Here is a 20,486-nt window from a genome sequence, read left to right as displayed (position 1 = left end):
CACTGCGCGGCCTTTGTTCCCTTGGGCTCTGACCCCGTCTCGCCGAACAGGCGAACCGGCCCGAACCATGAAAACGCTCGTCGTCCATTGCCATCCGAACCCTGACAGCTTCAACCACGCGCTGTACCGCACCGCCCTCGAGGCCCTCACGCCGCGACACCCCGTCAAGGCCATCGACCTGTACGCCGAGGGCTTCGACCCGACGCTGACACGCGAAGAGCGCATCGCCTACCTCGACAACCCCGAACTGATCCGCGAACGCGTGAAACCCCACGTCGAAGCGCTGCTGTGGGCCGAGCACCTGGTGTTCGTCTACCCCACCTGGTTCCATGGACCACCGTCCATGCTCAAGGGCTGGCTCGAGCGCGTGTGGCTGCCGGGCGTGGCCTTCCTGCCCGCCGAACGCAAGGGACAACTCGCGAAGTCGGGCATGCGGCACATCCGGCGGCTGACGGTGGTGACCACGGGCGGCTCGCCGCGCTGGTTCGTGATGGCCATCGGCGACCCGGGGCGGCGGCTGTTCACGCGCGCGCTGCGGGCGCTGTTCGCGTGGCGCTGCAAGGTCACGTGGCTGCAGCTGCACGACATGAACGCCGTCACCGACCGCGACCGCACCCATTTCATCGCGCGCGTGGCGCGCACGCTGCACAACATCCAGTAGACACGCAGGGAGACACACACCATGAGCCTCGAACGCACGCTGACCGTCCGTGTCGAACGCATCTCGCGCCAGACGCCGGAAATCCTGGCCTTCGAGCTGACGCACCCGTGGGGCCGGCCGCTGCCCGGCTACGAGGCCGGCGCGCACATCGACGTGCACATGCCCGGCGGCTTCTCGCGCCAGTACTCGCTGGCGCGCGCGCCCTCGGGCAGCGGCGGCTACGTGATCGGCGTGAAGCGCGAACACGCCAGCCGCGGCGGCTCGGCCTCGATGCACGAGCGCGTGCGCGAGGGCGACCTCATTGCGATCAGCGCGCCGCGCAACACCTTCCCGCTGCGCGCCGAAGCCCGCCGCCACCTGCTGCTGGCCGGCGGCATCGGCATGACGCCGCTGCTGGCCATGGCGCAGGCACTGGCCGCGCGCGGCGCCGACTTCACGCTGTGCGTGTTCGCGCGCAGCGAGGAGCACCTGGCCTTTGCCGAAGCGCTGCACGCGCCCGCGCTGGCGCCGCACCTGAAGCTGCACCTGGACCAGGGCGACGCGACGCAACGCATCGACCTGCGCACGCTGCTGGCCGAGCGCGCGCCCGACACGCACCTGTACGTCTGCGGCCCCGGCGGCTTCATGCAGGCCGTGCGCGAGGCCGCCGCGCACTGGCCCGAGGACTCACTGCACACCGAGTACTTCGCCGCGCCCACCGGCACGGCCGCCGCCACCACGGGCCTGCCCTTCACGCTGAAGCTGGCGCGGCGCGGCATCGAGGTGCCGGTGGCGGCCGACCAGACCGCGGTCGACGCGCTGCACGAAGTGGGCATCGACATCCCCGTGTCGTGCCAGCAGGGCCTGTGCGGCACCTGCGTGGTCGAGGGCGACGGCAACGGCGCCGAGCACCGCGACTTCTGCCTCACGGGCACCGAGCGGCGCACCAAGGTGGCACTGTGCTGCTCGCGCGCCAAGGGCCCCGACCTGGTGCTGCAGCTGTGAGCGTGACGGACACCGACAGCGAAGCCCCCGCCACGCGCGGGCGTTCGCGCAAGTACACGCAGGTGCTCGGCCTCATCAACCAGGCCGCCATCGAGGTGTTCGCCAGCGAAGGCCTGGCCGGCGCGTCGACGCAGGCCATCGCCGACAAGGCGGGCCTGTCGAAGGCGCAGCTGCACTACTACATCGACAGCAAGGAGGCGCTGTACCGCCAGGTGCTGCAGGACATCCTGACCGACTGGATCGTGGTGTTCGGCTTCAGCGACGAGGCCTTCGGCCCGCGCAAGGTGCTGGGCGACCTGATCCAGCGCAAGATGATGTTCTCGTTCGAGCATCCGCTGCGCTCGCGCATCTTCACCGCCGAGATGATGCGCGGCGCGCCTGTCATCAACAGCATGATGGACACGAGCAAGCAGCGCACCGACCAGGCCGCCGCCGTGATCCAGAACTGGATGAACCAGGGCCTCATGGACACAGCCGACCCGATGCTGGTGCTGTTCCACATCTGGGCCGTGACGCAGTTCTATGCCGACCACGCCACGCAGGCCGCCTACTACCGCAACACGGCGCAGCAGGGCGACGACAAGGACCGCCGCTACCTGATCGAGCAGGTGACGGAGTTCCTGCTCAAGGGCGCGGGCGTCAAGTAGCCGCGCGCTGCGGCAGGTACATGGTGGCTTCCACCTCGACGAGCACCTCGTCGCCCGGCAGGAAGCGCGACACCTCGACCACCGTGCTCACCGGCGGCTCGCCCGGATAGAACAGGCCGCGCACGCGGTTGTAGAAGGCGTAGTGCGGCAGGTGGCGGAAGTACTGCACCAGCTTCACCACGTCTTCCATGGTGCCGCCGTGCTCGGCGGCGATCTGGCGGATGCGCTCCAGCACGAACCAGCTCTGCGCCACGATGGGCGCCTCGAAGATGTCGACCGACATCTGGCCCGTGGCATAGCCCACGCCCTGCAGCGCGGTGCGGGCTTCTTCCGGGATGGCGTCGTAGCCGGCCACCGCACGGCGCGTGGCCGGGTCGACGGCGACCACGCCGCTCATGAAGACGAAATCGCCGACGCGCTTGGCGGCGGCATAGTTGGCCATCGGCTTGCCCATGCTCATGGTGTGTTCTCCAGTGCCCGGCCTGCGCGGTAGACGGTGCGTTGCCGTCCGCGCGGGCCGATGAGTTCGTGTTCGTCGGTGGCGGCCAGCACCACCAGGTCGGCCGGACAGCCCGGCGCGATGCGGCCGTCCCACGCGAGCCCCAGCGCCTTGGCGGGGTTCACGGTGATGGTGTCGAGCCAGTCGGCGGCAGGCGCCAGGTGCGCCATCTGCACGCCCAGCCCGAAGGTCTCGAGCAGGTCGTAGCTGCCGTAGGGATAGAAGGCGTCCTGCACGTTGTCGGTGGCCAGGCTGGCGCGCAGGCCGTGCGCAGCCGCCTCACGGATGCGCGTGATGCCGCGCGCCACGGGCGTGCGGTCCCACGCGCCCTGCAGGTAGAGGTTGGTGGTCGGCAGCGCGACCAGGTGCAGCCCGGCGCCGGCGCACAGCGTGAGCGTTTCGGCGGCCACGGCGTCGTCCTGTACCGAGAGCGAGCAGGCGTGGCCGCAGACCACGCGGCCCTTGAAGTCGCGCGCGCGCACCAGCTGCGCGATGCTGCGCAGGCCGCTGGCGTCGGTGTCCAGGCCTTCGTCGACGTGGAAGTCCAGCCCCAGCCCGTGCTGCTGCGCGAGGTCGAACACGCGGCCCAGCTTGGCGAAGAGGCCGTCGTTGCGGTAGATGAAAGCGCCCAGCGAACCGCCCGCGCGCTTCACGTCGCGCGCGATGCGCTCACCGGCGGCGAGGTCGGCGAACACATCGAGCGGCACGAGCGCGACGAACTGCAGCTCGATGCGGCCGGCCCATTCCTCGCGCAGCGCCTCGAACACGGCCAGCGCGGCCGGCGGCTCGGGCTCGACCCAGTCCAGGTGCGTGCGCAGCGCGCGCGTGCCGGCGCGCCAGGCCTCGTGCAGCGCGCGCTCCATGCGCAGGCGCAGCGAGGCGCCGGTCCAGCTCGCGCGGTGACGGCCCATGCGTTCGATGGCGGTGAACAGGTCGCCCTGCGCGGCGCCGACGTCCTGCACGGTGAAGTTCTTGTCGATGTGCGCGTGCGCCTCGACGAGCGCGCTCAGCAGCGTGCCGCGCGCCTGCGTCTGCGACGCGCTGGGCGCGATGGCCGCGACCTTGTCGCCGTCGATCGTGACGTCGAAGACCTGCGCATCGCCCGCCGCTGCAAAGCCCCGCAGCGGCGCCGGAATGCGCAGCGCTTCGAGCCGCGTGGTCGTCATGCGCGCTGGCGCCAGTCGCGCAGCCAGCCCAGGCCGGCCGAGGTGCCGCCGGGCTCCATGCCGCGGCGCGGTCGGTACTCGCAACCGACCCAGCCCTGCCAGCCGCACTGCGCCGACACCTCGTCGATCACGCCGAAGAGGTAGTCGTAGTTCTGCTCGCCCACATCGGGCTCGTGGCGCTCGGGCACGCCCGCGATCTGCAGGTGGCCGACGCGGCCGGTCGGCAGGTACTGGCGCAGCTTCATCGCCACGTCGCCTTCGACGATCTGGCAGTGGTACAGGTCCATCTGCACCTTGAGGTTGGCGGCGCCCACGGTCTCGACGATCTGGTGCGCGTGGTCCTGGCGGTTGAGAAAGAAGCGCGGGATGTCGCGCGTGTTGATCGGCTCGATCAGCACGTCGCGCCCGGCCTTCGCGGCCTCGGCCGCGGCCCAGCGCAGGTTCCCGACATAGACGGCCTCTGCCGCCTCGCGCGTGAGGCCTTCGGGCACGAGGCCGGCCATGACGTGGATGCGCGAGCAGTCGAGCGCCACGGCGTAGTCGATGGCTTTCGCAATGCCTTCGCGGAACTCGCCCTCGCGCCCCGGCAGGCAGGCCAGGCCGCGTTCGCCGCCGGCCCAGTCGCCGGGCGGGCCGTTGAACAGCACCTGCTGCAGGCCGTTGTGCTTCAGGCGGGCGACGATGTCTTCCTTGCTGAAGTCGTAGGGGAAGAGGTACTCGACGGCCTGGAAGCCGTCTTTCGCGGCGGCGTCGAAGCGGTCGAGAAATGCGAGCTCCGGGTAGAGCATCGAGAGGTTGGCGGCGAATTGGGGCATGGGGTGTTTGTACTACCAGCGCGCACCGAAAGTGCGGCGCAGTTCATCGATCTGGTCGGGGGTGAGCGGTGCGGGCCGGGTGGCCTGCGTGAGCATCTGCAGACGGGCGGTTTCTTCCAGCTCTTCGAGCACGGCCATCGCGGCGGCCGGCGTCTCGTGCCAGACGTTGGGGCCCAGGCGCGCGAGCATCGCCGCGCGGATCGGCGTGCCGGCCGCGCCGTAGCGCGCGATGGTTTGTGCCACCTGCTCGGCCGCCTCGGGCGCGCCGGGGCGGTGGTACGGGATGACCGGCACATGGCCGACCTTCATCACGAAGTAGGGCGTGAGCGCGGGCAGCAGTTCGGCCTGCGGGTTGCCCAGGGTCAGGGCCACGCAATGCGTGCTGTGCGTGTGGATCACGCAGGCCGTGGCGGCATCGAAGCCGCGCGCGGCGGCGTAGATGCGCGTGTGCAGCGCGATGGTCTTGCTGGCGCGGTCGCCGCCGGTCTGCTGGCCCTGCGCATCGAGCCGTGCGAGCCGCGCGGGGTCGAGAAAACCCAGGCAGGCATCGGTCGGCGTGATGAGGAAACCGTCGTCCAGCCGCACGCTGATGTTGCCGGCCGTGGCATGCACGTAGCCGCGCTCGAACAGGCTGCGGCCGACGCGGCAGATTTCGTCGCGGGTTTCGTTCTCGGTCATGCGAGCACTGTAAAAGCTTTGGTGAAGAAATCGTCGCTGCCGAAGTTGCCCGACTTCAGCGTGATGTGCAGCCCCGCTTCGGGCGCCGCATCGCAGCGCGCATGGCACCACGGCACGCCGGGGTCGATCTGCGGACCGATCTGCATCTGCGCGATGCCCAGCGCCTGCACGCAGGCGCCCGAGGTTTCGCCGCCGGCCACCACCAGCTGGTGCACGCCGCGCTCGACCAGGCCGCGCGCAATGGCGGCGATGGTGCGTTCGACCATCGCGCCGGCTTCTTCCACGCCGAGCCGCCCCTGCACCGACTTCACGGCGCCGGCTTCAGCGGTCGAGTAGACGAGCACAGAACCCTTGTCGATGAGCGGTGCGGCCCAGGCCAGCACTTCGGCCGTCACGTCTACGCCCGCCGCGATGCGCAGCGGGTCGATGGCCATCGCCGCGCCGCCGCGCTGGATGAAGTCGAGCACCTGCCGGTTGGTGGCCAGCGAGCAGCTGCCCGAGACCACCGCCGTCTTGCCGCCGGCCTTCGGCAAGGCGCTGGCCTGCGACGACGGCGCAAGGCCGAAGTTGGCCGGCAGGCCGATGGCCACGCCCGAGCCCGCCGTGAGCAGCGGTAGCTTCGCGAGCGCCGGGCCCATGCGCAGCAGGTCGTCGTTCGACACGGCGTCGACGATGGCGATGGTCACGCCCTCGGCCTTCAGCTGCGCGATGCGTTCTTCGATCGCCGCTGCGCCGCGTGCGACCACCGCGTGGTCGATGAGCCCCACCTTGCGCGTGCACTGCGCCTGCAGCACGCGCACGAGGTTCGGGTCGGTCATCGGCGTGAGCGGATGGTTCTGCATGCCGCTCTCGTTGAGCAGCACGTCGCCCGCGAACAGGTAGCCCTTGAACACGGTGCGCTTGTTGTCGGGGAAGGCGGGCGTGGCGATGGTGAAGTCGCATTGCAGCGCGTCCATCAGCGCCTCGGTCACGGGGCCGATGTTGCCTTGGGCCGTGCTGTCGAAGGTGGAGCAGTACTTGAAGTAGATCTGCTGCGCGCCCTGCGCCTGCAGCCAGCGCAGCGCCTCGAGCGACTGCGCGATGGCCTCGGCCGGCGCGATGGTGCGCGACTTGAGCGCGACCACCACGGCATCCACGTCGGCATCGAGCGGGCCGGCGGGCACGCCGATGGTCTGCACCACGCGCATGCCGGCGCGCACGAGGTTGTTGGCCAGGTCGGTGGCGCCGGTGAAGTCGTCGGCGATGCAGCCGAGCACGAGCTTCGCCATCGCTCAGCCCTTCAGCGCGAGCGTGACCGCCTGCGCGTTCTCGCGCACGTAGTCGCGCAGGATGGCGTCGAAGCTGGCGTCGGCCTTCAGGCCCAGCGCCTCGGCGCGCGCCGCGTGGATGCGGCTGGGCCAGCTGGTGACGATCTTCGCGATGGCGGCGTCGGGTTCCCAGTCGATGAGGGCGGTGGCCTCGGTGCCGGCGATGCGCTCGAGCGCCTGCGCCATCTCGCGCACGGTGGTGGTCAGCGCGGGCAGGTTGATGGCGGTGCGCGCGCCCCATTCGGCGGCGCCGGCGGTGGCCGCGCGCACGATGCCCGCGACGGTGTTGCCGGGCGAGGCCAGTGCGACCGGCGTCTCGGGGGCCACGGGGCAGCGTGCGCGCACGCCGGCCAGCGGCTCGCGCAGCATGCCGCTCAGGAAGCTGGAGGCCGCGCCGTTCGGGCGGCCCGGGCGCACCGACACCGTCATGAGCCGCACGTTGCGGCCCTGCACGAAGCCCTTGCGCGTGTAGTCGGCCACGAGCTGCTCGCCGATGAACTTCTGGATGCCGTAGCTGTTCTGCGGCGTGGGCAGCGTGGTGTCCTCGATCACCGCGGGCAGGCGCTGCTCGGGCGAATCGCCGAACACGGCGACGGAGCTGGAGAACACGAACACGGGCGCATGGCCCGCGCTGCGGCAGGCGTCGAGCAGGGCGCGCGTGGTGTCGAGGTTGCTGCGCATGCCGAGGTCGAAGTCGGCCTCGCACTCGCCGCTCACCGCGGCGGCGAGGTGGAACACGGCGTCGGTGTCGGCCAGCGGCAGCGCGCCGTTGGCGGCCTGCTCGTAGAGGTCGCCCTGCACGAACTGGATGCGCGCGTCGGCGGCGAGGTCGGCAGGCGGCGGCACGCGGTCGGCCAGCGTGATGCGTGCGATGTCTTTGGCCGGACCGCCGGCCAGTGCGAGCGGGCCGCCGGCGAGCAGGGTGCGGGCGAGGCGGGCGCCGAGGAAGCCGCAGCCGCCGGTGATGAGAACGTTCATGGTGTGTGTCTTTCCTGGGTCGGTGGAGCGCAGACGCTCGATGCTATTTTTTCGATTCTTTCGCAGCAGGCAGTTCGATGCCCGGGAAGATCTTGATGACCGCGCTGTCGTCTTCGCGCGCGAAGCCGGCCGTGGAGGCCTGCATGAACATCTGGTGCGCGGTGGACGACAGCGGCAGCGGAAACTTGCTGGCGCGCGCCACGTCGAGCACCAGGCCCAGGTCCTTCACGAAGATGTCGACGGCCGACAGCGGCGTGTAGTCGCCCGCCAGCACGTGGGCCATGCGGTTCTCGAACATCCAGCTGTTGCCGGCGCTGTGGGTGATGACCTCGTACAGCGCGTCGGGGTTCACGCCTTCGCGCAGGCCCAGCGCCATGGCCTCGGCCGCGGCGGCGATGTGCACGCCGGCCAGCAGCTGGTTGATGACCTTCACCTTGCTGCCCGCACCGGCCGAATCGCCCAGGCGGTAGACCTTGGCGGCCATCGCGTCGAGCATGGCGCCGGCCTTCTCATAGGCCGCGGGCGTGCCGGCGGTCATCATCGTCATCTGGCCGCTCGCGGCCTTGGCGGCGCCGCCGGAAATGGGCGCATCGAGGTACAGGATGCCCTGCTGCGCCAGGCGCGCTTCGAGCGCCACCGACCAGTTCGGGTCGACGGTGGAGCACATCACGAACAGGCTGCCGGGCTTCATCGATGCCGCGCAGCCGGGCGTGGTGCCGTCGCCGAACAGCACCGACTCGGTCTGCGCCGCGTTGACGACCACGCTGACCACGATGTCGCATTGCGCGCCAAGCGCGGCCAGCGTGTCGCAGGCGGTGCCGCCTTCGCGCGCGAAGGCCTCGGCCACGCCGGGGCGCACGTCGAACACATGCGGCGCATGGCCCGCGCGGCGCAGCGATTGCGCCATGCCGTTGCCCATGGCGCCCAGGCCCACGAGGCCGACGACGGGGGTGTTGCTGGAAGAAGAAGTCATGTCGTGCGTCCTTCGATCAACGGTTGACCAACTGCTTGGGCGTGAGCCACACGCCGATGGCGCCGAGCACCAGCGCGCCGGCCAGCACGTACATGCCGATCTGCGTGCTGCCCGTGAGGTCCTTCAGGTAGCCGATGAGGTACGGGCTCACGAAGCCCGCGAGGTTGCCCACCGAGTTGATGACCGCGATGCCGGCGGCCGCCGCCGTGCCCGAGAGGAAGGCGGTGGGCAGCGACCAGAACAGCGGCGCGCAGGTGAGCACGCCGGCCGCGGCGAGCGACAGGAAGGTCAGCGACACGACCGTGTTCTGTGTGTACGAGGCCGCGACCGTGAAGCCCACGGCGCCCATCATCGCGGGGATGATCAGGTGCCAGCGGCGCTCGCGGCGCGCGTCGGCGCTGCGCCCGAACAGGTTCATCGCGACGATCGCGCACAGGAACGGAATGGCGCTGAGCAGGCCGATGTTGAAGTTGCCCTGCACGCCCGTGGCCTTGACCAGCGTGGGCAGCCAGAAGGTCAGCGCGTACTGGCCCATGACGAAGGCGAAGTAGATGAGCGCCATCCACCACACGCGCGCGTCGCGGAACATCGCGCCCACCGAGTGCGGGCCCTTGGCGCCGTGCGCCTGGTCGCGGTCGACCTCGCGCTGCAGCAGGTTCTTCTCTTCAGGCGAGAGCCAGCGTGCGTGCTTGATGCCGTTGTCCAGGTAGAACAGCACCATCACGCCCACCAGCACGGCGGGAATGGCTTCGATGATGAACATCCACTGCCAGCCGTGCATCGACGACACGCCGTGGAAGGCGTCCATGATCCAGCCCGACAGCGGGTTGCCGAAGATGCCCGCCACGGGAATCGCCGACATGAACACCGCGATGATCCGCGCGCGCCGGTGCGACGGGTACCAGTGCGTCAGGTACAGGATCACGCCGGGGTAGAAGCCCGCCTCGGCCACGCCGAGCAGGAAGCGCAGGATGTAGAAGCTGGTCGGCGTTTCCACGAATACGAAGCAGGCCGACAGCAGGCCCCAGGTGATCATGATCCGCGCGATCCACACGCGTGCGCCCACGCGGTTGAGCAGCAGGTTGCTGGGCACCTCGAACAGGAAGTAGCCCAGGAAGAAGATGCCGGCGCCCAGGCCGAACACGGTTTCGCTGAAGCCGAGGTCCGCGCCCATCTGCAGCTTGGCGAAGCCGACGTTCACGCGGTCGAGGTACGCGACCACGTAGCACAGCATCAGGAAGGGCACGAGGCGCCAGAACACCTTGGCGTAGGCGCGTTTTTCGAGCGCGGCGTCGGGCGCGTCAGCCGCGAGGGGCGCGCCGGCCTGGAGGGTGGAAGTCATTGGGAGGGAGTCCGCTGGATGAAAAAACGGGGCCGTCCCGTCACCCTGCGGCGCGGTCGCCCCTTACTTGTCAGGTCATCATACAAATTTAAGACAAGCTCCCGGATACGGGATAACCCGCACATTCTGTCCTCTTCAGAAAATAGTAAGCGTGGGCTTACTTGCCCGCAGGCCAGCCTTCGACCAGGGGTCGGGCGAGCTGGGCGCCTTCCTGCTGCCAGAAGGCCGGGTCGGCCTGCTCGATGCGGCGGATGGCGTTGTCCATGTGGGCCTTGGCGGCCTCGCGCGCGGCCAGCGGGTCGCCGGCGTCGATGGCCTCGACGATGCGCGCATGTTCCTGCGCCACTTCGCGCACGAAGTCGGCACGGCGCGCCTCGTTGGCGCGCGTGACGCGGGTGGCGCCATGCAGGAACTGCCGCAGGTACTGCAGCGTGCCGATGAGGAAGGGGTTGCGCGCGGCCTCGGCGATGGCGCGGTGAAAGCGCACGTCCTCGTCGGCCCCGTTGCCGCCCATCGACACCGCCGCGTGCAGCGCATCGATGGCGTCGCGGATGCGCAGCATGTCCTCGGGCGTGCGGCGCTCGGCCGCGAGCGCGGCCACCTCGGCCTCGAGCGCGCGGCGCAGCTCGACCATCTGCACCACCGCTTCGCGCGAGGCCACATGCGGCATCTCGAAGCGCAGCGGCTCCACGCCGGCAGCGCGCACGTACACGCCGCTGCCCTGGCGCGAATCGACCAGCCCGAGCGACTTCAGCCGCGACACCGCCTCGCGCACCACCGTGCGGCTCACGCCGAACTGCGTGGCCAACGCGGTCTCGGTGGGCAGCCGGTCGCCTTCCGACAGGCGCCCGCTGCGCACCTCGGCCACGAGCGCTTCCGCCACCTGGTCGGCCAGGCGGACGGCGGGAGCAAGGGACTGGAAGCGGGCGGTCATGGGCGCGGGAAGGCGGTGGGGCCTGCGACTCTAACGCAGGCACCGCACCGTCACGCCGCATGGCCGCGCTGGCGTCAGGCGCCGAGCGCGTGCCGCGCGGCCCGCGCGATGCTCGCCGCGTCCACACCGAAGAAACCGCGCAGCGCGGCGCGCGTGTCGCTGCGACCGAAGCCGTCGGTGCCCAGCGTGAGGTAGCGGCGACCTTCGGGCAGGAAGGCGCGCACGCTCTCGGGCAGGGCGCGCACGTAGTCGGTGGCGGCGACGATCGGGGCCTTGCTGCCCTTGCCGAGCTGCTGCGCGACGAAGGGCGTGCCGGCATCTTTCTCGCCGGCCAGCGCGCGCTGCTCGCAGGCCTGGCCGTCGCGCGCGAGTTCGCTCCAGCTCGTGACGCTGAACACCTCGGCCGCGATGCCTTCGTCGGCCAGCTGCTGCGCCGCCTTGATGACCTCGGTGAGGATCGCGCCCGAGCCCAGCAGCGTGACGCTTTGCTTCGCCTTGCCCGATGCCGGCGCATACGTGCCGAAGCGGTAGCAGCCGCGCAGGATGTCGGCCTCGGCGCCGGCCGGCAGGTCGGGCTGCGCGTAGTTCTCGTTCATGAGCGTGACGTAATAGAACACGTCCTGCTGCTCGACCATCATCTCGCGGATGCCCGCATCGACGATGACCGCCATCTCGCCCGCGAAGGCCGGGTCGTAGGCCTTGCAGTTGGGAATCGTCGCGGCCACGAGGTGGCTGCTGCCGTCCTGGTGTTGCAGGCCTTCGCCGCCGAGCGTGGTGCGCCCCGACGTGGCGCCCAGCAGGAAGCCGCGTGCGCGCTGGTCGGCGGCCGCCCAGATGGCGTCGCCCACGCGCTGGAAGCCGAACATCGAGTAGTAGATGTAGAACGGCAGCATCGCCAGGCCGTGCACGCTGTAGCTGGTGGCCGCGGCCGTCCAGCTGGCGATGGCGCCGGCCTCGCTGATGCCCTCTTCGAGGATCTGGCCGTCGGTGGCTTCGCGGTAGCTCAGCACCGAGCCGATGTCTTCCGGCGCATAGCGCTGGCCCACGCTCGAATAGATGCCGACCTGCTTGAACAGGTTGGCCATGCCGAAGGTGCGCGCCTCGTCGGCCACGATCGGCACGATGCGCGGACCGAGCGCCTTGTCCTTCATGAGGTTGCCCAGCATGCGCACGAAGGCCATGGTGGTGCTCATCTCCTTGCCCGCGGCGGCCGTGGCGAACTGCGCGTAGGCCGCGATGTCGGGCTTGGGCACGACGTCGCAGGCGGTCTCGCGGCGCGGCATGGCGCCGCCGAGCGCTTCGCGGTGCTGGCGCAGATAGCGCATCTCGGCGCTGTCTTCGGCCGGGCGGTAGAAGTCCATCGCGGTGGCCTGCGCGTCGGTGAGCGGCAGGTTGAAGCGGTCGCGGAACTCGATGAGGTCGACATCGCCCATCTTCTTGTGCGAGTGCGTGGTCATCTTGCCCTGCGCGGCGCTGCCCATGCCGTAGCCCTTCTTGGTGTGGGCCAGGATCACGGTGGGCTGGCCCTTGTGGGCGGCAGCGGCGGCGTACGCGGCATGGATCTTCACGAGGTCGTGGCCGCCGCGCTTCAGGCGGTCGATCTGCTCGTCGGTCATGCCTTCGGCCAGGCGCGCGAGCTCGGGGTTCTGGCCGAAGAAGTTGTCGCGGTTGAAGCGGCCGTCCTTGGCGGCGAAGGTCTGCATCTGGCCGTCGACGGTTTCCGCGAACACGCGCGCGAGCGCGCCGCTCACGTCCTGCGCGAACAGGCCGTCCCAGTCGCTGCCCCACACGAGCTTGACGACGTTCCAGCCGGCCCCGGCGAAGAGCTTTTCGAGCTCGTCGATGATGCGGCCGTTGCCGCGCACCGGGCCATCGAGGCGCTGCAGGTTGCAGTTGACGACCCACACGAGGTTGTCGAGCTTTTCGCGCGCGGCGAGCGTCAGCGCGCTCATCGATTCGGGCTCGTCCATCTCGCCGTCGCCGAACACGCCCCAGACCTTGCGGCCTTCGCAGTTCAGGAGGTTGCGGTGAGTGAGGTAGCGCATGAAGCGCGCGTGGTAGATCGAGCTGATCGGGCCGATGCCCATCGAGCCGGTGGGGAACTGCCAGAAGTCCGGCATCAGGTACGGGTGCGGGTAGCTGCACAGGCCGCGCGCGCCGCTGCCGTCGGTGAAGGCCGGCGCGGTGAGTTCCTGGCGGTAGTGGTTCAGGTCTTCTTCGCTCAGGCGGCCTTCGAGGTAGGCCCGCGCATACACGCCGGGCGCGCTGTGCGGCTGGAAGAACACGAGGTCGCCGCGGTGCGCCGGGCTGCGCGCATGGAAGAAGTGGTTGAAGCCGGTCTCGAACAGGTCGGCCGCGCTCGCGTAGCTGGCGATATGGCCGCCGAGTTCGCCGTACGCCTGGTTGGCCTTGGCCACCATGGCGAGCGCGTTCCAGCGCATGAGCGAGGCGAGCTTTTCCTCGACGGCGAGGTCACCCGGGAACGGCGGCTGGTCGGCCGCGGCGATGGTGTTGACGTACGGCGTGGCCAGCTCGGGCTGCCAACCGATGCGCTGCTGCCGCGCCAGGCGCGCCAGCTCGGCCAGCATCTGGCGCGCGCGCTGCGGACCTTGCGTCTGCGCCAGCGCCAGGAAGGCGTCGCGCCATTCGGCGGTCTCTTCGGGGTCGGGGTCGTGCGACGGCGGCGTGTCGAGCAACAGGGCGCGCATCTGGTCGGCGGAGATCGGGGCGTTCATGCCAGCACTTTAAGCCGCCTTGCGGAAAATTAGCTACCGGCACCTGCGACTTCATGGCTATTCGCAAGCATAAAATGCTGCAGATCAAGCGCTTCACGGAATTTCATGGAACTCGACGCCATCGACCTGCGCATTCTCGACGAGCTGCAACGCGACGGCGCCCTGTCGAACGTCGAACTCGCGCGCCGCGTGCACCTGTCGCCCTCGCCCTGCCTGGCGCGCGTGAAGGTGCTGGAGACCAGTGGCGTGATCGACCGCTACGTGGCGCTGGCGAACGCCAAGGCGCTGGGCCTGGGGCTCAACGTGTTCATCTCGATCAGCCTGACCACGCAGAGCAAGCAGTCGCTGGCCGACTTCGAGCAGCGCATCGCCGAGCACGACGAGGTGATGGAGTGCTACCTGATGACCGGCGACAGCGACTACCTGATCCGCATCGCCGTGGCCGACATGGCGGCGCTGGAGCGCTTCATCATGGAGCAGCTCACGCCGATCCCGGGGATCGAGAAGATCCGCTCGAGCTTTGCGCTCAAGCAGGTGAGATACAAAACGGCGCTGCCGTTGCCAGCAGCGCCGTCCTGAAGCAAGCGCAAGCCGCCGCAGCGGCAGCCTCGCCTTACTTCGCCAGCTTGATCTGGATCGGGTCGGCCGTGAGGTAGCCGACGGCCGCGGCGTAGCGGTCCTTGTAGTTGGCGCGCACCAGCGGGTCGAGCGTGGCCTGCACCTTCGAGTGGATGCCGCCCCAGTCACCCGCGTGCTGGAAGTTGCTCATGATGTAGGTCCAGCCGTTGATCTCGTCCACGGCATGCAGGCCAGTCGATTCGCCGCCCGCGGGGATCGACATGAGGCGCGAGAGCTTCTTGGTGTCGATGTTGTAGGCCCACAGGAAGTTGTTGACGTGGCTGCTGCTGTCCTCGCCGATGAACAGCGTGCGCAGCTTTTCCGAGAACTTGATGTTGTCGGGGTTGCCGATCTTGTCGGGGCTGGAGGTGTTGCCCAGCGCGTCGGGCGTGGGGAGGTCTTCGCCCACGATCAACGCGCGGGTCTGCGTCGGCACCCAGTCGCTGTTGATGGACTTGCCGTCGGTGTCCTTCTGGCCGCCCGCAAGGTTGTGCGCCATCACGCCGCCGGCGCTGAGCTTCTTGGGCAGCGCGATGTTGTTGGCCGCCGACCAGCCCTTGCCGCCGCTGACCATCGAGTCCTGGATGTTCTGCAGCGCGGAGTAGGCCACCTTGTCCTTGATGTTGACGGTGGTGCCTTCCATCTTGGTGAAGGCCATGCTGGCGCCCTTCACGTTGGCGTAGCGGTGGGTTTCCAGGAAGGCCGCGGCCTTTTCCATGCCGGGCTTCACGCGGCCCCAGCTGGCCTTGCCGTCCAGGTACATGGCGGTGTACGTGGGGTCGAGCGGGTCGGCGGTGGTCACGTCCATGATGTCGGTGGCCTTGAGCGTATTGGCCAGTGCCTCGATCTCGGCGCTGGTGGCATGGCCCAGGTTGATCCACGTCATCTTGGTGGCGGCTGCGGCGGGGTCGATCGAGTAGCCGGCTTCGTAGCGGGCCACGTAGAGCGTGCCGGCCGACAGGTCTTTTTCCTTGTCGGCGACGAACATGAAGAAGCCGCCGTTGGTGTAGTCGTCGCCCATGATGGCGGTGCGGTTGTCGGGCATGACCTGGATCAGCTCGTGCGAGATGCGGCCCATGCAGTAGTGCTTCTTCACGCTGCCGGTGCCGTCGGGGTTCACGGTGACCTCGGGCAGGTGGCCGTAGTGGTACGGGTTGGCCTTGGTCTCATCGCCGAACACGTTCTTGCTGTAGGCCTTGAACATGTCGGTGCCGGCGGCGGTGGTCGCGTCGGGCTCGTACTCTTCGCTGGACAGGTGGGTGTTCCACGGCGACAGGCTGGCGCCGCAGGTGATCCACAGGCCGTGGGCGCTCGACATGTCGACGTTGTGGTACTTGACCAGGCTCAGCTTGCCGGTGGTCTGGTCCTGGTCGAGCGTGAGCACCGCGATGGGCGAAGGCAGCGTGCCGTAGGTGTTGTCGCCCTTCAGGTTGCGACTGGTGTATTCGAACTGCACAACGGCGAACACCGCCTTGCCCTTGACGCCGGGCACGTTGGCGTTGGGCAGCGAGATCAGCGAGGTGCCGTCCGGGCTGTCCGAGAAGAACTGGCGCTCCTTGCCCGCCACCGAGGCGTCGATGATCGGCTGGTTCTTGATGTCGACGTAGCCGCCCGCGAGGATCTTGCCGCCCTTGCCGTCCGGCACCATGTCGCCGGTCAGGAAGAAGGGCTGGTAGGCCAGGCGGTATTCGGTGGAACTGCCGTTGTCGAACGACACCTTGAGCGTGGAGCCGACCGTGTTCGTGGCCATGGCGGCCGGGTCGGCCAGCGTGGGCGCGGCCATGCCGTTGAATTCGGCCGAGACGAACTGCACAGCCGGTGCGGGTGCCGGCGCGGGGGCCGGCGGCGGTACCACGAAGGGCGGGAAGGCCTGGCCACCGCCGCCGCCACCGCCGCAGGCGGTGAGGAAGGCGACGCCGCCCAGCGGGAGCATCGGGGCGGCGCCCAGCAGTTTCAGGGCGTGACGGCGGGAGGCGCCGGGCGCCTTGGCTTGATCAGTCATTTGTTTTCCAGGGATCGTGGGTGGTTCGGCATGAGGCCGAAAGTCGACCTCTGTCAGGGCGCAGACCTTAAAAGGCGCCCATGACGAAGGCATGCATCGCGCATGACAGAACGATGACGACCGCCACAACCACACCCCGCCCACGCACCGGCCGGCGGCATGCAAAACGGCGCGGGATCACCGCGCCGTCGTGTCGTTCAAGGAAAAGAAATGGCCCTCAGGGCGCCGGCAACTGCCTCGGCCACAACGCCCACAGCCGCAGCGGCTGGTTCACGCTCGCGGCCAGCCGTCCGGCCTCGGCGCCGGTGCCGGCGAAGTAGTCAGCGCGCACGGCGCCCAGGATGGCGCTGCCCGTGTCCTGCGCCACCACGAGCTTCTGCAATTGCGCGGTCGGGCCGTTCGAGGCGAGCCACACCGGCGTGCCGTAGGGAATGCTCTCGCGGTCGACCGCGATGGAGCGCCCTGCCGTCAGCGGCACGCCCTGCGCGCCGCGCGGGCCGAAGGCGGCGTCGAGTTCGCTCATGGTCTCTTCGCGGAAGAACACGTAGCGCGGATTGCTCCACAGCAGCTGCGACACGCGCTGCGGGTTCTGCGCCACCCAGGCCTTGGTGTCGTCGGGCCACTTGCCGACCTTGGCCACGCCCTGGCTCATCAGCCATTGCTGCACGCTGCGGTACGGCTGCTCGTTGGTGGCCGCGTAGGCCACGCGCACGGTGTGCTGGTAGCCGTTGGCCTCGGTAATGCGCAAGCGGCCCGAGCCCTGGATGTGCAACATGAGCGCGTCGATGGGGTCGGCCATCCAGGCGATCTCGCGACCGCGCAGCGCGGCCTGGGCCTCGGGCAGGGTCTCGATCTCCTGGCGCGTGAACCAGGGGCGCTTGGGCACGAGGCCGTCGGGCGCCTGGTACAGCGGCACGCTGAAACCGGCCGAGGGCACGCGCGACGCTTCGTACACGGGCTCGTAGTAGCTGGTGAGCTTGCCTTCGCTCTGGCCCGCGAGCGATTCGACGCGGTAGGGCTGCAGCCGGTCGGTCATCCAGCGGCGCTGCTCCTCGGGCGTGGCGATGGCCAGCTGGCGCACCTCGCGGCACAGCGGCGCGAAGGCGGCGTTGGGGCGCGCGCAGTTGGCCAGCAGCGCGATCCACGCCTCATGCAGCGGGTCTTCGCTGAAGCCCGGCAGTTCGGACCAGCCCACGGGCACCCAGCGGCTTTTCGGATGCGCGAGCGATCCGGTCAGCGGACCGAGGTCGCGCGGCGGGGTGACGGTGGGTCGGGTGGGGGCGTCGGGGGCGCGGGGGCCGAGGGAACAGCCGGCAAGCGTTGCTACGATCGCAAGCCCGACCAGCCACTGGAGTCCATTTCTCATGGGTTTGATTCTGCTTGAAGCCCTCGCCGCGGGACTCGTCCTGATCTTGATCATCTGGTGGACCATGTTTTCCGGGCGTAACAAGGGTGAATTGCATGACGACCCCGACGCCGAGCGTGAGGACAAGGATTCGCCGCCCAAAGTGTGAATTGCTCGTGTAGCCACACGGCGCGGCCCACTGTCGGACAAGCACCCTATTGCTACAACTTTAGTAGCAATCATCGCAGCATTCACGGGCGATGGCGAAAGTTTTCTTATTTTCCGTAGGGCTTTGAGCACGTACCATCGCGTACCCGCCGGGGGCTAAGCTGTGGCCCGCTTGATTCAACCTTGAAAGGGATCGCCATGAAAAAGTTCGTTCTTGCAACCACCGCAGCTGCCCTCGTCCTGTCCGGCTGTGCCGGCGGAATGACCGACACCCAGCGCAACACCGGCATCGGTGCCGGCATCGGCGCGCTCGGCGGCGCCGCCATCGGCTCGGCCACCGGCGGCAACCGCGGTGCCATCGGCACGGGCGCGGTGGTCGGCGCGGCGGCCGGCGCACTCGGCGGCTACCTGTGGTCGCAGCGCATGGAAAACCAGAAGCGCCAGATGGAAGCCGCCACGCAGGGCACCGGCGTGGCCGTGACGCAGACGGCCAACAACGAGCTCAAGCTCGCCATTCCGAGCGACGTGTCGTTCGACGTGGGCCGCTCCAACATCAAGTCGAACTTCGCGCCCGTGCTCGACCAGTTCGCCAACGGCCTGCGCAACAACCCGAACGCCGAGGTGCGCATCATCGGCCACACCGACAGCACCGGCTCCGACGCCATCAACAACCCGCTGTCGGTGGACCGCGCCGCCAGCACGCGCGACTACCTGGTGGCACGCGGCGTGAGTGCCGCGGCGTTCCGTATCGAAGGCCGCGGCTCGCACGAGCCGGTGGCCGACAACAACAGCGACGCCGGCCGGGCACAGAACCGCCGCGTCGAGATCTACGTGGGCGAGCGCGCACAGCGCGGCTGATCGCAGCCCCACCGGGAAACCGGCCGCCGCATCGAACGGCCGGTTCCCGCTTCAGTTTTCATTGGTCCAAGCAGAGGGAAAATTCATGAGGAAGTTTGTTGTGTCTAGCGCGGCCCTGGCCGCTGTGTTGTTCATCGCGGGGTGCGCATCGTCGACCCCGCCGGCCGAAGCACCGGCCGCACAGCAGGCCGCACCGGCCAACAGCTGGACCGCCCGCCTGGACGCGCTGAAGGCCGAACTCGAAAGCTCCACCAAGGGCACCGGCGTGGTGATCTCGCAGACCGCCGACAACCAGCTTCACGTCGTGATTCCGAATGAACTCTCGTTCGACACCGGCCGCGCCAACGTCAAGCGCAACCTGGCGCAGGTGCTGGACAAGGTCGCCGAAGGCCTGAAGAGCGCCACCACCGCCAGCCTGCGCGTGGTCGGCCACACCGACAGCACGGGCAGCGAGGAAGGCAACGAGCGCCTCTCGGTGAGCCGCGCCGACAGCGTGCGCAACCACCTGGTGGGCCGTGGCGTGTCGACCACCGTGATCACCACCGACGGCCGCGGCTCGCGCGAGCCGCTGGCGGACAACGGCACGGCCGCCGGCCGCGCGCAGAACCGCCGCGTCGAAATCTTCGTCGCCGAGAAGATCTGAGCCCAGGTGCTGCGCGCACCCCGCGCGGCACCGTCAGGAAATCCCGCATGAGGGCTCGGCACCGCCGGCCCTAACATCGCGCGGCCTGCACGCGGCGCGCGCACCGCGCGCCGGGCGGACACGAGAGGAAACTCCGATGAACGCCATCGCGCCGGCCCCATCGAGCGTCGCATCCCACTTTGCTCCGGACATCATCGCCGCGGGCACCGGTGCGCAACCGCAGTACCTCGTGACCGGCGGCGACCAGCTGTTCGCCGCCCGCTGGCAGCAGGACGCGTGCTGGCTGCCCTTTCACGGCGCGGCGCATCACGTGCTGGTGCTGCACGAGAACGGCAGCACGGCGGTGCGCAAGTACGAGCGCGGCAAGCTCGTCGCCTCGCGCTCGCGGCTGGGCAGCGTGAGCTTCATCCCCTGCGACGGCACCGAATGGGAAATCGGCGGGCGCTGCGGCGTGGTGCACCTGTACATCGGTCAGGCGCTGATCGCCCGTGTCGCCGCCGAGGAAGGCCTCGGGCCGGCGGCGGAGATCGACCCCTTCTTCGCGATCCGCGACCCGTGGCTGCAAGGCTTCTTCCAGATGCTGGTGAGCGAGGTGGAGCTGTACGGCAGCGTGCCCGCGAGCCCCGATTCGCTGCTGCTCTCGCAGAGCCAGCACCTGCTGGCCCATCACCTCGTGCGGCGCCACTGCGCACCGGGGTGCGGTGCACCGCCGCGCACGGAGGGCGCGCGCCGGCAGCCGGTCCTGACGCCGCGGCAGCTGCGCCGGGTGACCGAGCACATCGACGCGCACCTGGCCACGCCGCTGGGCCTGGCCGACCTGGCAGCGTTGGTGCACCTGTCGCAGGACCACTTCATCCGCAGCTTCAAGGCGGCCAGCGGCATGGCGCCCTACCAGTACCTGCTGCGCCGCCGCCTGGAAGGCGCCGCCGAACTGCTGCGCACCAGCGACCTGCCCGTCGAGGCCGTGGCCGCGCGCATGGGCTTCGGCAGCGCCGCGTACTTCTCGACGCGCTTTCGTGCGTTCCTCGGCGTGGCGCCGAGTGCCTACCGCCGCATGCGCTGAACCGCGCTGCAACTTGCGCAAAAGCGCGCCACTTTCGACATCCCGTGCTTCGTTCGGGCCAACATGCCAT

The 20,486-nt window shown here is 69.3% G+C and carries 19 protein-coding genes and 1 pseudogene; 8 read left to right on the top strand and 12 right to left on the bottom strand.

What is annotated here, in order from left to right; genetic code table 11:
- Nucleotides 1-67 precede the first annotated feature (67 nt).
- From VHAB30_RS26830 to VHAB30_RS26820, 3 genes are read left to right on the top strand one after another with little or no spacing between them, the layout of a single operon-like run.
- On the top strand, nt 68-661 hold the full coding sequence (locus VHAB30_RS26830; protein WP_062479647.1) for an NAD(P)H-dependent oxidoreductase: 594 nt from the start codon (nt 68-70) through the stop codon (nt 659-661).
- A 21-nt stretch (nt 662-682) separates the two neighbouring features.
- On the top strand, nt 683-1,645 hold the full coding sequence (locus VHAB30_RS26825) for a PDR/VanB family oxidoreductase (protein ID WP_159279190.1): 963 nt from the start codon (nt 683-685) through the stop codon (nt 1,643-1,645).
- A complete protein-coding gene (locus tag VHAB30_RS26820) occupies nt 1,642-2,292 on the top strand; it encodes a TetR family transcriptional regulator C-terminal domain-containing protein (protein ID WP_159279189.1) in 651 nt (216 codons plus the stop codon). Before VHAB30_RS26825 ends, VHAB30_RS26820 begins: the two co-directional genes overlap by 4 nt.
- On the opposite strand, the gene VHAB30_RS26815 is transcribed toward VHAB30_RS26820, so the two are convergent.
- From VHAB30_RS26815 to mdeB, 10 genes and pseudogenes are all read right to left on the bottom strand, one after another.
- Nucleotides 2,285-2,752: a RidA family protein gene (locus VHAB30_RS26815; RefSeq protein ID WP_062479653.1), complete on the bottom strand. Its 468-nt coding sequence runs from the start codon at nt 2,750-2,752 to the stop codon at nt 2,285-2,287. The two genes, VHAB30_RS26820 and VHAB30_RS26815, sit on opposite strands and share 8 nt — an antisense overlap.
- A complete protein-coding gene (locus VHAB30_RS26810; protein ID WP_159279188.1) occupies nt 2,749-3,957 on the bottom strand; it encodes an amidohydrolase family protein in 1,209 nt (402 codons plus the stop codon). The genes VHAB30_RS26815 and VHAB30_RS26810 overlap by 4 nt, the downstream gene beginning before the upstream one ends.
- Nucleotides 3,954-4,772, bottom strand: a complete 819-nt coding sequence (otnI, locus tag VHAB30_RS26805; protein WP_159279187.1) for a 2-oxo-tetronate isomerase — start codon at nt 4,770-4,772, stop codon at nt 3,954-3,956. Before otnI ends, VHAB30_RS26810 begins: the two co-directional genes overlap by 4 nt.
- A gap of 12 nt (nt 4,773-4,784) precedes the next feature.
- The gene (locus VHAB30_RS26800) at nt 4,785-5,450 is read right to left on the bottom strand and encodes a class II aldolase/adducin family protein (RefSeq protein ID WP_159279186.1); all 666 of its coding nucleotides are present in this window, start codon (nt 5,448-5,450) and stop codon (nt 4,785-4,787) included.
- The gene (otnK, locus tag VHAB30_RS26795; RefSeq protein WP_159279185.1) at nt 5,447-6,718 is read right to left on the bottom strand and encodes a 3-oxo-tetronate kinase; all 1,272 of its coding nucleotides are present in this window, start codon (nt 6,716-6,718) and stop codon (nt 5,447-5,449) included. The genes VHAB30_RS26800 and otnK overlap by 4 nt, the downstream gene beginning before the upstream one ends.
- Before the next feature lie 3 nt (nt 6,719-6,721).
- Nucleotides 6,722-7,735, bottom strand: a complete 1,014-nt coding sequence (gene denD, locus VHAB30_RS26790) for a D-erythronate dehydrogenase (RefSeq protein ID WP_159279184.1) — start codon at nt 7,733-7,735, stop codon at nt 6,722-6,724.
- A 43-nt stretch (nt 7,736-7,778) separates the two neighbouring features.
- Nucleotides 7,779-8,711, bottom strand: a pseudogene (ltnD, locus tag VHAB30_RS26785) (L-threonate dehydrogenase); the annotation flags it as partial.
- A gap of 13 nt (nt 8,712-8,724) precedes the next feature.
- Nucleotides 8,725-10,050 carry an MFS transporter gene (locus VHAB30_RS26780; RefSeq protein ID WP_095747283.1) on the bottom strand — a complete coding sequence of 442 codons (1,326 nt, stop codon included), beginning with the start codon at nt 10,048-10,050 and terminating at the stop codon, nt 8,725-8,727.
- A gap of 157 nt (nt 10,051-10,207) precedes the next feature.
- Nucleotides 10,208-10,984 (bottom strand): FadR/GntR family transcriptional regulator, encoded by a 777-nt coding sequence (locus VHAB30_RS26775; RefSeq protein ID WP_070063260.1) that lies wholly within the window; start codon nt 10,982-10,984, stop codon nt 10,208-10,210.
- A gap of 74 nt (nt 10,985-11,058) precedes the next feature.
- Nucleotides 11,059-13,719 carry an alpha-ketoglutarate dehydrogenase gene (mdeB, locus tag VHAB30_RS26770; RefSeq protein WP_159279183.1) on the bottom strand — a complete coding sequence of 887 codons (2,661 nt, stop codon included), beginning with the start codon at nt 13,717-13,719 and terminating at the stop codon, nt 11,059-11,061.
- Between the two features lie 105 nt (nt 13,720-13,824).
- Here mdeB and VHAB30_RS26765 point away from each other — a divergent pair, with 105 nt between their 5' ends.
- Complete coding sequence (locus VHAB30_RS26765; RefSeq protein ID WP_159279182.1) at nt 13,825-14,298, top strand: Lrp/AsnC family transcriptional regulator; 474 nt, start codon at nt 13,825-13,827, stop codon at nt 14,296-14,298.
- 34 nt (nt 14,299-14,332) lie between these two features.
- On the opposite strand, the gene VHAB30_RS26760 is transcribed toward VHAB30_RS26765, so the two are convergent.
- Together VHAB30_RS26760 and mltA are read right to left on the bottom strand one after the other, a co-directional pair.
- Nucleotides 14,333-16,339, bottom strand: a complete 2,007-nt coding sequence (locus tag VHAB30_RS26760) for a PhoX family protein (RefSeq protein ID WP_159279181.1) — start codon at nt 16,337-16,339, stop codon at nt 14,333-14,335.
- A gap of 217 nt (nt 16,340-16,556) precedes the next feature.
- Nucleotides 16,557-17,705 (bottom strand): murein transglycosylase A, encoded by a 1,149-nt coding sequence (gene mltA / locus VHAB30_RS26755; protein ID WP_159274134.1) that lies wholly within the window; start codon nt 17,703-17,705, stop codon nt 16,557-16,559.
- Here mltA and VHAB30_RS31010 point away from each other — a divergent pair.
- From VHAB30_RS31010 to VHAB30_RS26740, 4 genes are all read left to right on the top strand, one after another.
- Complete coding sequence (locus VHAB30_RS31010; RefSeq protein ID WP_167395077.1) at nt 17,704-17,853, top strand: hypothetical protein; 150 nt, start codon at nt 17,704-17,706, stop codon at nt 17,851-17,853. The genes mltA and VHAB30_RS31010 overlap by 2 nt on opposite strands.
- Before the next feature lie 197 nt (nt 17,854-18,050).
- Nucleotides 18,051-18,710: an OmpA family protein gene (locus VHAB30_RS26750; protein ID WP_062480790.1), complete on the top strand. Its 660-nt coding sequence runs from the start codon at nt 18,051-18,053 to the stop codon at nt 18,708-18,710.
- A gap of 85 nt (nt 18,711-18,795) precedes the next feature.
- Nucleotides 18,796-19,353 (top strand): OmpA family protein, encoded by a 558-nt coding sequence (locus VHAB30_RS26745; RefSeq protein ID WP_062480792.1) that lies wholly within the window; start codon nt 18,796-18,798, stop codon nt 19,351-19,353.
- Nucleotides 19,354-19,489: 136 nt separating this feature from the next.
- Entirely contained in the window at nt 19,490-20,416 is a 927-nt protein-coding gene (locus VHAB30_RS26740; RefSeq protein WP_159279180.1) for a helix-turn-helix domain-containing protein, read from the top strand.
- Nucleotides 20,417-20,486 lie beyond the last annotated feature (70 nt).

Origin of the sequence: Variovorax boronicumulans, assembly GCF_009811375.1 — a bacterium.
Taxonomy (GTDB): domain Bacteria; phylum Pseudomonadota; class Gammaproteobacteria; order Burkholderiales; family Burkholderiaceae_C; genus Variovorax; species Variovorax boronicumulans.
This window is presented reverse-complemented; position numbering and strand designations above follow the sequence as displayed.

Excerpts from the sequence above, each read along its gene's own strand:
- VHAB30_RS26830 (WP_062479647.1), top strand. The coding sequence starts at position 68 with ATGAAAACGCTCGTCGTCCATTGCCATCCGAACCCTGACAGCTTCAAC.
- VHAB30_RS26825 (WP_159279190.1), top strand. The coding sequence starts at position 683 with ATGAGCCTCGAACGCACGCTGACCGTCCGTGTCGAACGCATCTCGCGC.
- VHAB30_RS26815 (WP_062479653.1), bottom strand. The coding sequence starts at position 2,752 with ATGAGCATGGGCAAGCCGATGGCCAACTATGCCGCCGCCAAGCGCGTC.
- VHAB30_RS26810 (WP_159279188.1), bottom strand. The coding sequence starts at position 3,957 with ATGACGACCACGCGGCTCGAAGCGCTGCGCATTCCGGCGCCGCTGCGG.
- otnI (WP_159279187.1), bottom strand. The coding sequence starts at position 4,772 with ATGCCCCAATTCGCCGCCAACCTCTCGATGCTCTACCCGGAGCTCGCA.
- VHAB30_RS26800 (WP_159279186.1), bottom strand. The coding sequence starts at position 5,450 with ATGACCGAGAACGAAACCCGCGACGAAATCTGCCGCGTCGGCCGCAGC.
- otnK (WP_159279185.1), bottom strand. The coding sequence starts at position 6,718 with ATGGCGAAGCTCGTGCTCGGCTGCATCGCCGACGACTTCACCGGCGCC.
- denD (WP_159279184.1), bottom strand. The coding sequence starts at position 7,735 with ATGAACGTTCTCATCACCGGCGGCTGCGGCTTCCTCGGCGCCCGCCTC.
- VHAB30_RS26780 (WP_095747283.1), bottom strand. The coding sequence starts at position 10,050 with ATGACTTCCACCCTCCAGGCCGGCGCGCCCCTCGCGGCTGACGCGCCC.
- VHAB30_RS26775 (WP_070063260.1), bottom strand. The coding sequence starts at position 10,984 with ATGACCGCCCGCTTCCAGTCCCTTGCTCCCGCCGTCCGCCTGGCCGAC.
- mdeB (WP_159279183.1), bottom strand. The coding sequence starts at position 13,719 with ATGAACGCCCCGATCTCCGCCGACCAGATGCGCGCCCTGTTGCTCGAC.
- VHAB30_RS26765 (WP_159279182.1), top strand. The coding sequence starts at position 13,825 with ATGGAACTCGACGCCATCGACCTGCGCATTCTCGACGAGCTGCAACGC.
- VHAB30_RS26760 (WP_159279181.1), bottom strand. The coding sequence starts at position 16,339 with ATGACTGATCAAGCCAAGGCGCCCGGCGCCTCCCGCCGTCACGCCCTG.
- VHAB30_RS31010 (WP_167395077.1), top strand. The coding sequence starts at position 17,704 with ATGGGTTTGATTCTGCTTGAAGCCCTCGCCGCGGGACTCGTCCTGATC.
- mltA (WP_159274134.1), bottom strand. The coding sequence starts at position 17,705 with ATGAGAAATGGACTCCAGTGGCTGGTCGGGCTTGCGATCGTAGCAACG.
- VHAB30_RS26750 (WP_062480790.1), top strand. The coding sequence starts at position 18,051 with ATGAAAAAGTTCGTTCTTGCAACCACCGCAGCTGCCCTCGTCCTGTCC.
- VHAB30_RS26745 (WP_062480792.1), top strand. The coding sequence starts at position 18,796 with ATGAGGAAGTTTGTTGTGTCTAGCGCGGCCCTGGCCGCTGTGTTGTTC.
- VHAB30_RS26740 (WP_159279180.1), top strand. The coding sequence starts at position 19,490 with ATGAACGCCATCGCGCCGGCCCCATCGAGCGTCGCATCCCACTTTGCT.